Origin of the sequence: Xanthomonas bonasiae (assembly GCF_014836395.1) — a bacterium.
GTDB lineage: Bacteria > Pseudomonadota > Gammaproteobacteria > Xanthomonadales > Xanthomonadaceae > Xanthomonas_A > Xanthomonas_A bonasiae.
In genome coordinates this window covers 293,838-308,744 of the sequence record NZ_JACSQX010000003.1, presented here as the reverse complement: position 1 = coordinate 308,744, position 14,907 = coordinate 293,838, and the positions used below count along the sequence as shown (strand labels likewise).

Annotated in this window: 10 protein-coding genes; 5 read left to right on the top strand and 5 right to left on the bottom strand. The window is 67.4% G+C overall.

Annotated features, from left to right (window positions below; translation table 11 throughout):
- Positions 1–397: 397 nt before the first annotated feature.
- Together H9658_RS06280 and H9658_RS06275 are read right to left on the bottom strand one after the other, a co-directional pair.
- A complete protein-coding gene (locus H9658_RS06280; protein WP_191824739.1) occupies positions 398–2,407 on the bottom strand; it encodes a M13 family metallopeptidase in 2,010 nt (669 codons plus the stop codon).
- 282 nt (positions 2,408–2,689) lie between these two features.
- Entirely contained in the window at positions 2,690–4,792 is a 2,103-nt protein-coding gene (locus H9658_RS06275; RefSeq protein WP_191824845.1) for a M13 family metallopeptidase, read from the bottom strand.
- Between the two features lie 202 nt (positions 4,793–4,994).
- Here H9658_RS06275 and H9658_RS06270 point away from each other — a divergent pair, with 202 nt between their 5' ends.
- Positions 4,995–6,596, top strand: coding sequence for a phytoene desaturase family protein (locus H9658_RS06270; RefSeq protein WP_191824738.1), 1,602 nt, complete (start codon positions 4,995–4,997; stop codon positions 6,594–6,596).
- Positions 6,597–6,826: 230 nt separating this feature from the next.
- Positions 6,827–8,437: a tetratricopeptide repeat-containing sulfotransferase family protein gene (locus H9658_RS06265; protein WP_191824737.1), complete on the top strand. Its 1,611-nt coding sequence runs from the start codon at positions 6,827–6,829 to the stop codon at positions 8,435–8,437.
- A 165-nt stretch (positions 8,438–8,602) separates the two neighbouring features.
- Here H9658_RS06265 and H9658_RS06260 read toward each other — a convergent pair whose 3' ends face one another.
- Positions 8,603–11,350, bottom strand: coding sequence for a TonB-dependent receptor plug domain-containing protein (locus H9658_RS06260; protein ID WP_191824844.1), 2,748 nt, complete (start codon positions 11,348–11,350; stop codon positions 8,603–8,605).
- 746 nt (positions 11,351–12,096) lie between these two features.
- On the opposite strand from H9658_RS06260, the gene apbC reads away from it, so the two are divergent.
- The 3 genes from apbC (at position 12,097) to H9658_RS06245 (ending at position 14,205) form a co-directional block, all read left to right on the top strand.
- A complete protein-coding gene (gene apbC / locus H9658_RS06255; protein WP_191824736.1) occupies positions 12,097–12,948 on the top strand; it encodes an iron-sulfur cluster carrier protein ApbC in 852 nt (283 codons plus the stop codon).
- Between the two features lie 128 nt (positions 12,949–13,076).
- Positions 13,077–13,649 carry a dCTP deaminase gene (dcd, locus tag H9658_RS06250; RefSeq protein WP_179563815.1) on the top strand — a complete coding sequence of 191 codons (573 nt, stop codon included), beginning with the start codon at positions 13,077–13,079 and terminating at the stop codon, positions 13,647–13,649.
- Between the two features lie 28 nt (positions 13,650–13,677).
- Positions 13,678–14,205 (top strand): RDD family protein, encoded by a 528-nt coding sequence (locus tag H9658_RS06245; RefSeq protein WP_191824735.1) that lies wholly within the window; start codon positions 13,678–13,680, stop codon positions 14,203–14,205.
- A gap of 98 nt (positions 14,206–14,303) precedes the next feature.
- On the opposite strand, the gene H9658_RS06240 is transcribed toward H9658_RS06245, so the two are convergent.
- On the bottom strand, positions 14,304–14,471 hold the full coding sequence (locus H9658_RS06240; protein WP_003467495.1) for a LiaI-LiaF-like domain-containing protein: 168 nt from the start codon (positions 14,469–14,471) through the stop codon (positions 14,304–14,306).
- Positions 14,472–14,499: 28 nt separating this feature from the next.
- On the bottom strand, positions 14,500–14,907 hold the full coding sequence (locus H9658_RS06235) for an HIT domain-containing protein (RefSeq protein ID WP_179563817.1): 408 nt from the start codon (positions 14,905–14,907) through the stop codon (positions 14,500–14,502).

The window sequence follows — 14,907 nt, the reverse complement described above, 5'->3', positions numbered from 1 at the left end:
ACGTCGGCCCGCAGCGACGAGCGCCGCTGTGGTGAGTTGGTCCGGCGTGCGCCGCGAACGCTCCTGAGCGGCGATCCGACATGGCCGCATGCAACGCGGCCACTGTCCACTTCGGCGGCGATGTTTTGCGACGCGCTCTTGGCGCATTTCGGGGGTGGGTGCATGCGCACCGCCGCAACCGACCGAGCGTGCGTTCGAGCGCATCGGGCACGTATCGTCGCAGCTGGAATGGCTTTGCGAGACGCCATCGGCTGATGGCGCGGCGCGCTGGCTGCGTCGCGCCGGCGGCCGTTGCCAAACGCCGAGACGTTGGCGGGTTGTGCCGATCGCCATCCCCACAACGCACGACGGCGCGGTTGCCCGCGCCGTCGTGCATGCACTGCCTGGCGAATTGCGGTTACGGCCAGACGCGGATCTGCTCGGCGTCGCTGCGCACCATCGGCTGGCCGGCCTTGCAGGTGAAGGCGGCGGCGAAGGACGGCAGGTTGGCCAGCGGGCCGTTGGCGCGCCAGCGGCCCGGCGCGTGCACGTCGGCGGTGACGCGTTGCACTGCCTCGTTCGGCGACAGCTGCTGCGCCCACAGGCCGGCCCAGGCCTTGTAGAACGCCTGCTTGCCGGTGTCGCCGGCGGCCGGCTGGGCGGCGGCATACGCCTGCCAGGCCAGTTCGACGCTGCCGATGTCGGTCAGGTCCTGTTCCTGGGTCAGCTGGCCGTTGACCTTGGCGCCCTTCACGCCGGGGAAGTCGTAGGCGCCGTACTGCGCGGCGGCGCGCGCGCTCAGTGCGGTCCACGCGCTCTTGTCTTCCGGGGTCCACCAGCTGCGCAGTTCGCCCTTGGCGTCGACCTGGCTGCCCTTGCTGTCGATCGCGCCGATCAGTTCGTGCGCGACCAGCGCGCCGTAGCCGCCGTACAACGCGGCGGCATCGCCACCGGCGACGAACACCGGCGGCTGCAGCACCGCGGCGGTGACGATCAGGCGGTTCTGGGCGAGGTCGTAGGTCAGCGCCGGCTGCTGCGGCAGCACGTCCCAGCGGCGGTCGGCGTTGCCCTTGCCGATGCGCTTCATTTCCTCGCGGTGGCGCCAGGTGGAGGCGATCAGCATGTTGCCGCCGAAGCTGCCGCGGCCCATCGGCTGCACGCTGTAGTCCAGGTCGCGGCGCGGCGCGCCGACTTCGATCTTCAGCGCGGCCAGCTTGGCCTGCGCTTCGGCGCGCGCCGACTCGCTGAGCCAGGTGTTGCGCTTGATCGCGGCGATCTCGGTGTCGCGCACCTGGTCGGCGATGCTCTCGGCCTGGCGGCGGGTGTCGGCGTTGAGGTAGCGGCCGACGTACTCGCGGCCCAGCATCGGGCCGGCGGCGACGTTGATCGCGTCCAGCACCTGCGACCAGCGCTGCGGCGGCAGGGTCTGGCCTTCCAGCACGCGGCCGCGGAACTCGAAGCTGGCGTCGCGGAAGCTCTTGGACAGGTACGGCGCCATCGCGTCGCCGACGCGCCAGCGCAGGTAGGCCTTCCATTGATCGGGCTTGATGCTGACGATCATGCCGTCGAGCTGCTTGAACATGTCCGGATCGGCCATCGACACCAGGTCGTCGTTGACGCCCTGCGCCTTCAGGAACGCGTCCAGCTGCAGGTTGCGGTACTGCTTGTTCAACTCCTTGGTGGAGATCGGCGCGTAGTTGTTGAACGGGTTGTTGATGCCGGCCAGCGACTTGGCGCTGCGCGCCAGCGCGGTCTCGATCTGCAGCACCGACTGGGTGTCGGCCTCGAGCTTGGCCGCCGGGGTGCCGGTCAGGGTCAGGATCTGCTTGACGTAGGCGCGGTAGCGGCCCATCAGCGCCACGGTGTCGGCGTCGGTGCGGGTGTAGAAGGCCGGGTCGGGCAGGCCCATGCCGCCCTGCATGAAGTAGCCGATGTGGCGGTCCAGCGCCTTCAGGTCGACGTCGGCGCCGAAGTTGAACGCCACCGGGATGCCGATCTGGTGCAGCGCGGCGATCGAGGCCGGGACCTCCTTGGCCTTCTTGATCGCGTCGATGCGGCTGAGCAGCGGTGCGATCGGGTTGGAGCCGTCCTTCTCCACCGCCGCTTCGTCCAGGCCGCTGGCCCAGAAATCGCCCAGCGCCTTCTGCACGTCGTTCTGCGGCGACTGCATCGACGCGTCGAGCAGGTCGCGCTGCTGTTGCTGCGCGCGCGCGGACAACTGGCCCAGGGCGGTGACCGCGCCGGTCTGCGGCAGCGGGTTGCTCTTCAGCCAGTCGGCGTTGGCGTAGTCGTAGAAATCGGTGCAGGCGGCGCTGACGACGGGCGCCTTGGCGGCGGCGCGCTTCTTCTTGGGCGCGGCATCGGCGGTGGACGCCAGGGCGATCAGGCCGAGGGCGACAGCGAGGGCAAGCGGACGGGCATTGAGCATCGGGAGCGAATCCGGTCAGGATTAAAGTCGGCGGAGTTTAACAAGCTGCGGCCCGCAGCTGTGTCCATGCTGCGGCGCGGCTTTGCCTAACCGGTTCAGATGGATGCGCGCTTGGGTGCGGGGCGGTCGTGCGGGTGTCGCCGGCGCGCTGTCGCACACGCATCCGGGCGTGCGGTGCCGGCCGCTTCCGCGCCAGCGCGGGCTTCCGCGGCGTGGCGCGCCGCGCGCAAAGAAAAGGCCCGGACATGCCGGGCCTTTTCGGGTTGCAGCGGATCGCCAGACTTACCAGATCACGACCTGCTTGTCGCCGGCGCGCACCATCGGCGATCCGGGCTTGCACTGGAACGCGGCGGCGAAGGCCGGCAGGTTCGACGGCGCGCCCATCGCGCGGAACTGCGCCGGGGCGTGCGGGTCGGTGGTCAGGCGCACCGCCGCGTTCTGCGGGGTGTACTTGGTGCGCCACACGGTGGCCCAGTTGAGGAAGAAGTTCTGGTCGCGGGTCATGCCGCCGACCTTCGGATCGTCCTTGCCCTCGGTGGCTTTCTTCATCGCGTCGTAGGCGGTGGACAGGCCGCCCAGGTCGGCGATGTTCTCGCCCAGGGTCAGCTTGCCGTTGACCGGCTTGCCGTCCACCTTGTACTCGTCGAACTGCTTGACCAGCTTGCCGGTGAGCCCGGCGAAGTTCTTGGCGTCGGCCGGCGTCCACCAGTTCTCGAAGTTGCCGGTCGGCCCGAAGCGCGCGCCCTGGTCGTCGTAGCCGTGGGTCATCTCGTGGCCGATCACCGCGCCGATGCCGCCATAGTTGAACGCGTCGTCGGCAGTGGGATCGAAGAACGGCGGCTGCAGGATCGCGGCCGGGAACACGATCTCGTTCTGCAGCGGGTTGTAGTAGGCATTGACCGTCTGCGGGGTCATGCCCCATTCGGTCTTGTCCACCGGCTTGCCGATCTTGCTCAGGTTGTACTTGTAGTTGAACGCAGTGGCGGCGCGTACGTTGTCCAGGTAGCTGTCGCGCTGGGTGCTCAGGCCGCTGTAGTCGCGCCACTTGTCCGGGTAGCCGATCTTCGGGGTGAAGGTCTCCCACTTGGCGATCGCCTTGGCCTTGGTCTCCGGGCTCATCCAGGTGACGTTCTCGATGCGCGCCTTCAGCGCCTGGCGCAGGTTGTCCACCAGCTGCTGCATCTTGCTCTTGGCGTCGGGCGAGAACGCCACCTTGACGTACATCTGGCCCATCGCCTCGCCGGCGCCGTCCTCGATGCTGCCGAGCACGCGCTTCCAGCGCGGCTTCATCTCGGCCTGGCCGTTGAGCTCCTTGCCGTAGAACGCGAAGCTCTCCTGCGCGAACGCATCGCTCAGGTACGGCGAAGCGCTGTCGACGGTGTGGAAGCGCAGGTAGGCGCGCCACACCGACGGGTCGGTGTCGCCCAGCGCCTTGCTCACTTCCTGGTGGAACGCCGGGATCGCCAGCGAGAACTTCTCCGGCACCGCCACGCCCTGCGATTCGAAGAACTTGGTCCACGGGAAGTTCGGGGCCAGCTTGTCGGCCTCGGCCGGGGTCACCGGGTTGTAGGACAGCTCGGCGTCGCGCGACATCTGCTCGCTGGACTTGGAGACCTTGGCCAGGCGCGTTTCCAGCGCCACCACGTCCTTGGCCTGCTTGGCCGCATCGGCGGCCGGCACCCCGGACAGCTCCAGCACCTTGGCCACGTGCGCCTGGTAGGCGTTGAGCTTGTCCTTCTTGTCGGCATCGAAGTAATAGCCGCGGTCGGGCAGGCCCAGGCCGCCCTGCATCGCGTAGGCCATGTTCATCGAGGAGTTCTTGAAATCGGCCTCGGCGCCGAAGCCGAACAGGCCGTTCTCGCCCTTGGCCGCGCTCTGGCGCAGGTACTCGGCCACCGCCGGGCCGTCCTTGAGGCCGTCGATCGCGGCCAGGTCGGCCTTCAGCGGCTCGATGCCCTGCGCGTTGACCTTGGCTTCGTCCATGCCCGAGGACCAGAAATCGCCGACGATCTTGTCCACGCCCTGCGCGTTGGCCGCAGCGGCGGCCTGCTCGGCCAACTGGTGCTGTACGGCGACCGAGCGCTCGTCCAGGATCGAGAACGCACCCCAGCTGCTGCGGTCCTTGGGAATTTCGTTGGCGGCCAGCCACTTGCCGTTGACGTAGCCGGCGAAGTCGCTGCAGGCCTCCTTGGTCGGGTCCAGGTCGTTGGCGCTGAACGCGTTGTAGGGCGGCAGCTTGCTGGTGTCGAGCTTCAGCTCGGCCGGCGTGGCGGCAGGCGCCGGCGCGGCGGCCTCGGTCTTGGCGGTGTCGGCGGCGGGCGCTGCCGCGTCGGGCTTGTTGCAGCCGCTCAGGGCGGCGCTCACGGCCAGGGTCAACAACAGCATCTGGGGATTGCGAAAGGTCACAAGGAAGCTCCAAGCCAGCGTGGATACGGAATGGCCCTAAGGGCCGTGGCGAGACTGTACGCCGCTGCCCGGGGTTTCAGGGGTGTCGAAGGTCATGGGCCGGGCGCCCACGCTCAGCGGGCGTCGCTCAGCGGGCCTCGCTCAGCAGGCGTGAGGCCGGCGGGCCGGTATGATCCCCGGGATGAAGCGCGAACCGTCCTGCGATGCCCTGATCGTCGGCGCCGGCCACAACGGCCTGGTCTGCGCCGCCTACCTGGCGCGCGCCGGCTGGAAGGTCACGGTGCTGGAGCGGCGCGGCGTAGTCGGCGGCGCTGCGGTCACCGAGGAATTCCATCCGGGCTTCCGCAATTCGGTGGCGTCCTACACGGTGTCGCTGTTGCAGCCGAAGGTGATCGCCGATCTCGACCTGGCCGCACACGGCCTGCGTATCGTGCCGCGCCGCTGCAACAACTTCGTGCCGCTGCCCGACGACCGCTACCTGCTGGCCGGCGCCGGCATCACCCAGGCGCAGGTGGCGAAGTTCTCCGCTCGCGACGCCGAGCGCCTGCCGGCCTACGAAGCGCGGCTGGAGCGCATCGCCGACGTGCTGCGTGCGCTGGCGCTGCAGCCGCCGCCGAACGTCACCGATGGCGGCTGGGTGCAGGCGCTGCCGGAACTGCTGCGTGCTGGCCGCCTCGGCCGCCGCCTGCATGCGCTCGATCCCGGCCTGCGCCAGGAGCTGCTGGACCTGTTCACCATCTCCGCCGCCGAGTACCTGGAGCGCTGGTTCGAGAGCGACCCGGTCAAGGCCTTGTTCGGCTTCGACGGCATCGTCGGCAACTACGCCAGCCCGTACACGCCGGGCTCGGCCTACGTGCTGCTGCACCACGTGTTCGGCGAGAGCAACGGGGTCAAGGGCGCGTGGGGCCATGCGCTCGGCGGCATGGGCGCGATCACCCAGGCGATGGCCAAGGCGGCGCTCGCCGCCGGCGCGCAGATCCGCACCGACGCCGGCGTGCGCGAGATCCTGGTCGAGGACGGGCGCGCGGTCGGCGTGGTCACCGAACACGGCGAGCGCCTGCATGCGCGCCGCGTCGTCGCCAACGTCAATCCCAAGCTGCTGTACGAGCGCCTGCTCGACCCGGCGCAGGTGCCGGCCGCCACCCGCGAACGCATGGCCAACTGGCGCTGCGGTTCGGGCACGTTCCGGATGAACGTGGCGCTGTCGCGCTTGCCACAGTTCCGTGCGTTGCCGGGGCAGGGCGACCACCTCACCGCCGGCATCATCCTGGCGCCGAGCCTGGACTACATGGATCGCGCCTACCGCGATGCGCGCGCGCATGGCTGGTCGCGCGAGCCCATCGTCGAACTGCTGATCCCCAGCACGCTGGACGATTCGCTCGCGCCGCCCGGCCAGCACGTGGCCAGCCTGTTCTGCCAGCACGTGGCGCCGCAGCTGGCGGACGGGCGCAGCTGGGACGCGCACCGCGACGAGGTGGCCGCGCTGATGATCGCCACCGTCGAGCGCTACGCGCCGGGCTTCGCCGACTCGGTGCTGGGCCGGCAGGCGCTGACCCCGCTGGACCTGGAGCGCACCTTCGGCCTGATCGGCGGCGACATCTTCCATGGCGCGCTGAGCCTCAACCAGTTGTTCAGCGCGCGCCCGATGCTCGGCCAGGCCAACTACCGCGGCGCGATTCCCGGCCTGTACCTGTGCGGTTCCGGCACCCATCCGGGCGGCGGCGTGACCGGCGCGCCCGGACACAATGCGGCGATGGCGTTGCTGGGCGATGGGCGGCGCTGATTGAGCGCGGTGCCGTTCGCCGGCGCCGCGGTGCGGTGCCTTCGTTTCACGGACGGCTGCGCCGGCGCCGCTTTCGCCATCGCGCCGCTCGGTGCGCGGGTCCGATGCGACGTAGCGCAGGCATCCGCTTCAAGACCATCGTTCCGATCGCCGGGCATAATGGCTGACCGCTCGCTCGAGCCGTAGTGTCCTCGCGCCGGCGCTGGCTTCCTCCGACATCAGGCCCCTCCATGACCGAACAGGTTCAGCTCTACAACCAGGCCGTCGCCGCGCTCAACCAGCGCGACTGGGGCCAGGCGCAGCGGCTCGCGCAGCAGCTTCTGCGCGCGTTGCCGCAACACCCTGGCGTGCATTTCGTGGCCGGCGTGGCGGCGTTGGAACTGAAGCAGATGCAAGCCGCCGCGTCGCACCTGTATCAGGCGACGACCTTGAATCCGCAGCGCGCGGACTACGCGACGCAACTGGCCAAGGTGCTGGCGATGGGACGCTTCATGCAGGAGGCGCACCGCTTCGCCGATCAGGCGATGGCGTTGCGGCCGACCGACGCGCATACGCTGGACACGCTGGGCGTGGTCTACACACAGGTCAACGAGCATGTCGCGGCGCTGCAGGCGTTCACCCAGGCGGTGCAACTGGCGCCGCAACACGCCAGCTTCCGCTACAACCTCGGCACCTCGCTGCTGTTCTCCGGCCGCCTGCAGGAAGCCGAGCAGGAATACCGGGCCTGCCTGGCCCTGGAGCCGCGCTACTGGAAGGTCTATCTGTCGCTGTCGCAGTTGCGCAAGTGGAGCGCCGACGAGAACAACCTGGCCTTGCTGGAGCAGGCGCTGGCTTCGGCCGGCGACGTGCCGGACGCGGTGCTGCATCTCAATCTGGCGCTGGCCAAGGAGCACGAGGATCTGGGCGACTACCCTGCCGCGTTCCGTGGCTACGTGCAAGGCAAGGCGGTGCAGAAGCGCGCACGCGGTTACACGTCCGAGCGCGATGCGGTGCTGTTCGAGGCGTTGCAGCAGGCCTTCCGCGCCGACGCTGCGCCCACGTCGGGCTTCCAAAGCCAAGAGCCGATCTTCGTCGTCGGCATGCCGCGCAGCGGCACCACCCTGGTGGACCGGATCCTGTCCAGCCATCCGCAGGTGCACTCGGCCGGCGAGCTGCAGAATTTCTCGGTGGCGCTCAAGCGCCTGGTGCGGACCCCATCGTCGGCAATCCTGGACGTGGCCACGCTGACCCAGCTGCAGGGACTGGACTGGCGCGAACTCGGCCGCGCCTATGTCGAGTCCACCCGTCCCGGCACCGCCGCCAAGCCGCGGTTCGTGGACAAGTTGCCGCACAACTTCCTGTACGTGGGGCATATCGTGCGCGCATTGCCGAACGCGCGCATCGTCTGCCTGCGGCGCGACCCGATGGACACCTGCCTGAGCAACTTCCGCCAGCTGTTCGCGCTGTCCTCGCCGTACTACGACTATTCCTTCGACCTGATGGACGTCGGCCGCTATTACCTGATGTTCGAGCGTTTGATGGCGCATTGGCGCGCGCTGTTCCCGCAGCGGCTGCTGGAAATCGACTACGCAGACCTGGTGCTGGAGCAGGAGCCGACCACGCGCCGCTTGCTGGAGTTCTGCGGCTTGCCGTGGGACGAGGCCTGTCTGCGTTTCGAACAGAATCAGGCGCCGGTGGCAACCGCCAGCGTGGTCCAGGTGCGCACCTCGATGACCCGCGCCTACATGGGGCGTTGGCAGCGCTACGGCGAGGATCTCGCCGAACTGAAACAGTTGCTGGATACGCAATCGCTCGAAGCGATGGGCAAGGCCGCCGCTGAGGCAGCACGCACTTTCCGATAGCGAGCCGACCGAACGCCAACGGCCGCATCCTTGCGCGCGCGGCCGTGGGTCATTGCAGGCGCCAAAGCGGGGGCTTGCAGTCGCCTTCGCACATATTCCGCCAGCAGGCGCCACGCATAAAAAAGCCCACCCTCGCGGGTGGGCTTGGTGTCGCTTGAGGCTCGATTACTTGCCGAACGCGTAACGCATTTCCAGGTAGTACGCGCGGCCGTACACGTCGAAGTTGTAGTCGTTGTATGCCCAGCTTGCGCTGCCGGGATACGACGAGTCGAGCGGCGGCATCTTGTTGAATACGTTTGTCACCATCAGCGAGAGCTCCATCCCCTCGAACGCCTTGTAGGTGATGCTGGCGTTGTGAGTGATGTACGACGGCAGCTTGCCGGCGCGCTGTGCGGCATAGCCCTTGGGATCAAGCGTGGACGCGTAGTTCGGGGTCTTGTCGAACCAACTGGCGTACCAGGTAGTCGAGAAGTCGCCGATCTCCCAGGTCAGCGCGGTGTCCGCCTTGCGCTTCGGGTCGGTGCTCCAGTACGGATTGGTGAGCAGGTCCACCGCCGTATCGCCTGCGTATCGCGTGTACTTGTGGCGAATGTTGCCGGTGTAGCTGGTCACGGTGCTGAGGTCGCCCCAACGGCCGAAATCGTAGCCGTAACGGAACGAGGCGGTCAGCGCTTCCAGCTTCTGGTTGGAGACGTTGATCTTCGGGGTGTAGATGCCGGTGATCTGGCCAGCCTGGTTGCGGGTGACTTGCGCCTCGGTCGCGGTGCACAGCGCGGAGTTGATGTCGTCGATGCCGGCGCGGCAACGGTAGTCCTGCAAGCTCAGGCCATCGGCGCTCTGCTGGGTGACTTCGTCGCTGATGTCCCAGTTCAGGTAGTCGACGGTCAACGCCATGCGGTCCACCGGCGACCACACCAGGCCAACACTCCACACGTCGGCGTTGATCGGCTTCAAGTCCAGGCTACCGGACTGGGTGCCCTGGAACTGACGGTTGGAATATGCGGCGGGGCAGTTTTCGGTGTTGCCCGGCAGGAAACCGCGTTGTGCGCACTGGTAGTAATCGACAACGGTGTTGTAGTAGCCGCTCTGGCCCTGGTACAGGTCGGACAGCGTCGGTGCGCGGAACGCGGTGCCGTATTTGCCGCGCAGCAGCAGCGACTCGAACGGGCGGTACTCCAGCGCGACGCTGTAGGTCGGCTTGTCGATGGTGCGGCCGCTGGCCTTGAACGCATCGTAACGGCCGGCCAGGGTGATGGTCAGGGGCTCAAACACCGGCATGCGCAGTTCCGAGGTCAATGCATAGCGGTCGCGATCGCCGCCGCCGGCGACCGAACTCAGGCCCCAGATAGAGCCGTTGAGCAGGTTGGCGTCCGGGTTGTAGTCCCACTTCTGCTTGCCGTACTCGCCGACGATGGCCAGGCCGGCATCGCCGCCGGGAAGAGCGAATAGCTTTGCATTGGTCGCCTGCAGACGGATCATGCCGTCGGAGGTCTTGCTCTTGTTCGTCGCGTGCCCGGTGAAGCTCGCGAAATCCTGCTGCGAGATGGGCTGATAGAACGCGGCGTAATCCGGGGTGTACACCGGATACGCGTTGTAGATGGGGTCGAGTCCCTGCTGCGGGCCCAGCACCCTGTCGATGAAGAACTGGTCGATCGGGTTCTTGAAGCGGACGAAATTGCGCTCTTCCAGCTTGTACTGCGTATAGGTCACGCCGGCATCGTAATCCCAGTTCGACTGGCCGAGCGTGCCCTGGGCGCCGAAGGTGACGCGAACCGATTCGCTCTTGTCACGCGACATCGTGTCCTTGATGCCGTTGACGCCCATTTCCTCCGGCGCGAAGTTGCGCTGCAGGTTGACCAGATCGTCAAGATTGGGGTCGTAGTAATAGCCAAAATCAGCATTGGTGCCCCACCAGATCAGGTCAGCACCGGAGTGATATTTGGTCTCTTCGTGGCTGTAGAGCACGTCGCCGTAGAGCTGGACTTTGTCGTTGACGTCGAAGGTGCCGTGCACATAGGCCTGCCCCGATTTCAGGCTGTTGCTCAGAGTGCGGTAGCCGGGCTTGTCCGGTGAGCCGCAGTAGTATTCATCACCGAAACCGACCCGGCGCTGCAACGCCGTGGTGCCGCCGAACAGGCCGGTCACATTGCCGCAGTTGGCCGGGTCCAGGAATTTGTAACTGGTGAACGGGCTATAGACCAAGAAGTCGCGGCCGACCAGCTGCGGCGAGTAGCCTTGCGTGTTGTACTGCTTGGTCCTGTCGCGCTGGTAAGCCCAGATTGGATCCTTTTCTTCGTACTGCACGCCGCCCAGGATGGAGGTGCGGCCATCGGCGGAGGTCCAGCCGTCGGCGAAGGTGGCGCGGAAGTTGCTGCCGCCGCCTTCGGAGTAGCCGCCGCCGCGGATGCTGAACACCGCGCCGTCCATCTTCTTCTTGAGGATGACGTTGATCACGCCGGCGATCGCGTCGGAGCCGTACAGCGACGACTGGCCGCCCGGCAGGATCTCGATGCGGTCGACCAGATCGATCGGAATGCCGCTGATGTTGTTGAAGGTGTCGCTGCCGTTGTACAGCGCCGGGTAGTTCGACATCGGTCGGCCGTCGATCAGGTACTTCACGTAGCCCGGCGGCAGGCCGAACAGGCTGACCGTCTTCGCGCCCTGGGTGAAGGTGTTTGAGCTCTGTCCGCCCTGCACGCCGCCGGTCGCGAACGAGCTCTTCTGCAGCACATCGGCCACCGAGCTGAAGCCACGGGCCTTGATGTCTTCGGCGGTGATGGTGGTGACCGGCGTGGCGGTCTCGATCTCGCTCTGCGGGATCAGCGAGCCGGTAACGGTAACCCGCTCCAGATCGGTGGCCTTGGTGTCCGTGCTGTCCTGCGCGAAGGCGCTGAACGCGGCCGGCACGACCATGGCGGTCACCAGCGCCGCGCTCAGGCGGCTGTGCTTGAAACTACGTGTCTGACGAGCAGTCATTTCTCTCTATCCCCGGAAATCAATAAAGAAAAGGCGGGTGGCGTCGTGCCACGGCATATGCCTTGAATTGGGGTCGCATCCATGCGAGCGACCCAAACGTAACACGAACTTAACGCGGTTTGTACAGGTCCGTCACGTTTTGGTGCTAGCAGTTGCATCTGCAGCGATCGGGCGGCAAACGCCCGGCAAATGTGGCTGTAGGTGTCGCGTGCGGCATCGCTCACGCTGCTTTGCACCAATTCGGGGCCTGGACGAGACAGGTAGATGAATGGGGTTCGGGGTGTTTTTGGCGCGTTTCAGAAAGCCTGAAAAGTCGGGTCTGTGCGCGGAAGGGCATCGCTGCGAACCCGATCATCGGCACGCGCGGCATGCACCAATGCGGTGAGGCGTTTCGCCATAATGGGGAATGGATGGCGATGGCGAGTCGCGCCGCTGCCATGGATGCGTTCTTGATCGCTGCCACGAGCGGGCACAGCGAATGAGGCGGCGGCGGTTGCATTGCCCCGTGCGCGCGGCGATCGCGGGTTCGAGCGCGCAAATGCGCGGCGCGCGCGACCGGCCGCGGCGATCGCGCGCGGCGTCCGGCCCGATACGCAAGACGCCCGCCCTGTGTCACCCTTCCTTTCTTTTCGCCAGCTGCAGCGCACTGCGCGCAGGCCGGCATCACCTCCGCGAGTTTTCCCATGACCGACCGTCCCCGCATTCCCGCCCACGCCGTCCAGCCCAACCTCGCGCCGCTGCCGCGGGTCCGCAACGTCATCGCCATCGGTTCCGGCAAGGGCGGGGTGGGCAAATCCACCACCGCGGTGAACCTGGCGCTGGCGCTGCAGCGCCAGGGCGCGCGGGTCGGGGTGCTGGATGCCGATGTGTATGGCCCCAGCGTGCCGGCCATGCTCGGCCTGAGCGGCCGCCCGGACAGCCCCGACAACAAGTCGATCGAACCCATGCGCGCGTTCGGCATCGAGGCGATGTCGATCGGCCTGCTGGTGGACCAGGACACGCCGATGATCTGGCGCGGGCCGATGGCCACCTCGGCGCTGACCCAGCTGTTCACCGATACGCTGTGGGACGACCTGGACTACCTGCTGATCGACCTGCCGCCGGGCACCGGCGACATCCAGCTGACCCTGGCGCAGAAGATCCCGGTCGCCGGCGCGGTGATCGTGACCACGCCGCAGGACATCGCCACGCTGGATGCGAAGAAAGCGCTGAAGATGTTCGAGAAGGTCGAGGTGCGGGTGCTGGGCATCGTCGAGAACATGGCGGTGCATACCTGCACGCAGTGCGGCCATGTCGAGCACCTGTTCGGCGAAGGCGGCGGCCAGCGCATGGCGCAGCAGTACGGCGTGCCGCTGCTGGGTTCGCTGCCGCTGGCGATCGCGATCCGCGAGCAGGGCGACGCCGGCACCCCGATCGTCGCCGCGGCCCCGGACTCGGCCGCGGCGCTGGCCTATCTGGCGACCGCGCAGCGCCTGACCGAGGAACTGCGCAAGCGGCCGCGCGCCTCGATCCCGATCGCCGCCTCGCTGCTCTGAGCGCCGCCGCGGCCGCCGCGAACGCGCCGCGACCGGCTAGAATCGCCGGTCACTGCGGCCCGCTCCGGCGTCGGCCGCGCTCCCGGCGGGCAGGTTCCGGCCTGCCGCCACAGGCATCAGGAAGACGTATGAGCATCAAGAGCGACCGCTGGATCCGCCGCATGTCCGAGCAGCACGGCATGATCGCGCCCTACGAGCCGGGCCAGGTGAAGCAGCTCAACGGCGAGCGTATCGTCAGCTACGGCACCTCCAGCTACGGCTACGACGTGCGCTGCTCGCGCGAGTTCAAGGTGTTCACCAACATCAACTCGACCATCGTCGATCCCAAGCGCTTCGATCCGAAGAGCTTCGTGGACATCGAGGCCGACGAATGCATCATCCCGCCCAACAGCTTCGCCCTGGCGCGCACGGTGGAATTCTTCCGCATCCCGCGCGACACGCTGGTGGTGTGCCTGGGCAAGAGCACTTACGCGCGCTGCGGCATCATCGTCAATGTCACGCCGCTGGAGCCGGAGTGGGAAGGGCACGTCACCCTGGAATTCAGCAACACCACGCCGCTGCCGGCGCGCATCTACGCCAACGAAGGCGTGGCGCAGATGCTGTTCTTCCAGTCCGATGCCGACGACGTCTGCGAGACCAGCTACAAGGACCGCGGCGGCAAGTACCAGGGCCAGACCGGCGTGACCCTGCCCAAGACCTGAGTTTTCCCAACAGCACAAGGAGCGCGCAATGAACGATCCCAATCCCTACCAGGCGCCCGAGGCGCCGCTGCCGTTGGCGCCGCTGGCGCTGGACGGCACCGAGGTGCTGGCCGGTCGCGGCGAGCGCTTCGGCGCGGCGCTGATCGACGGCGTGATTTCGCTGGCGACCTTTTTGCCGCTGGCCGCGCTCACCGGCTATTTCGGAAGGGTCATGGACGCGGCGCGCGGTGGCGAGCCGATGCCGTGGCTGACCATGGCCGGATACGCGGTGCTGTCGTTCGTGGTGTTCCTGGTGGTGCAGGGCTATCCGCTGGCCAAGACCGGGCAGACCTGGGGCAAGAAGCTGCTGTGGATCCGTATCGCCGATCTGGAGGGCGGGCAACCGCCGCTGTGGCGGCTGATCGCGCTGCGCTACCTGCCGACCCAACTGCTGGCGTTGGTGCCGATCGTAGGCAACTTCTATGCGCTGGTGGATGCGCTGTTCATCTTCCGCAAGGACAAGCGCTGCCTGCACGACCTGATCGCCGGTACCCAGGTGGTCAACGTCCGCCGTTGAGGCGGCGTGCCGGCCGCCGCGCAGCGGCGGCCGGCAGTCAGGAGGATGGAGATCGCCGGACCGAATCCCCAATCCCGAATCCCCAATCCTGGCATCTACTACTTGCCGCGCCCGAACAGCATGCCCACGCCGACCGCGACCAGGATCGCCGGCCACCAGGTGGCGATCAGCCGGCCCAGGCTGAGATTGGTCCAGCCCAGGTTGTTGGCCAGGAACACCAGGCCGATCACGATCAGCACGATGGCGGCGATCACATTGGATTTCATGGAGACGCGGCTTCCGCTAAAAGGGCGCCTATCGTAGCCGTTGCCGCCACGTCGCAACACGGGTCTGCAGGACATCGGCGTCCAGCCGCTGCGCCGTGCCGCTGCCCCATACCGGCCCGGGCCAGGCCGCGTCGCCTTCGTGGCGCCCGACCAGGTGCACGTGCAATTGGCGCACGATATTGCCCAGAGCGCCGATGTTGAGTTTGTGCACGCCCGGCTCGCCGCGCAGCAGCTGCGAGAGCTGGTTGATCTCGGCCAGCAGCAGGCGCTGCTGGGCGCCGTCCAGGTCGATCCATTCGCTGGCGCCGGCCACGCGCGGCACCAGCAACAGCCATGGGAAGCGCGCGTCGTCCATCAGTCGCACCTGCGACAGCGGGCCGTCGGCGACGAACGCGCTGTCGGCCTGCAGCCGCGGGTCGAGTGCGAAATCGGCCAT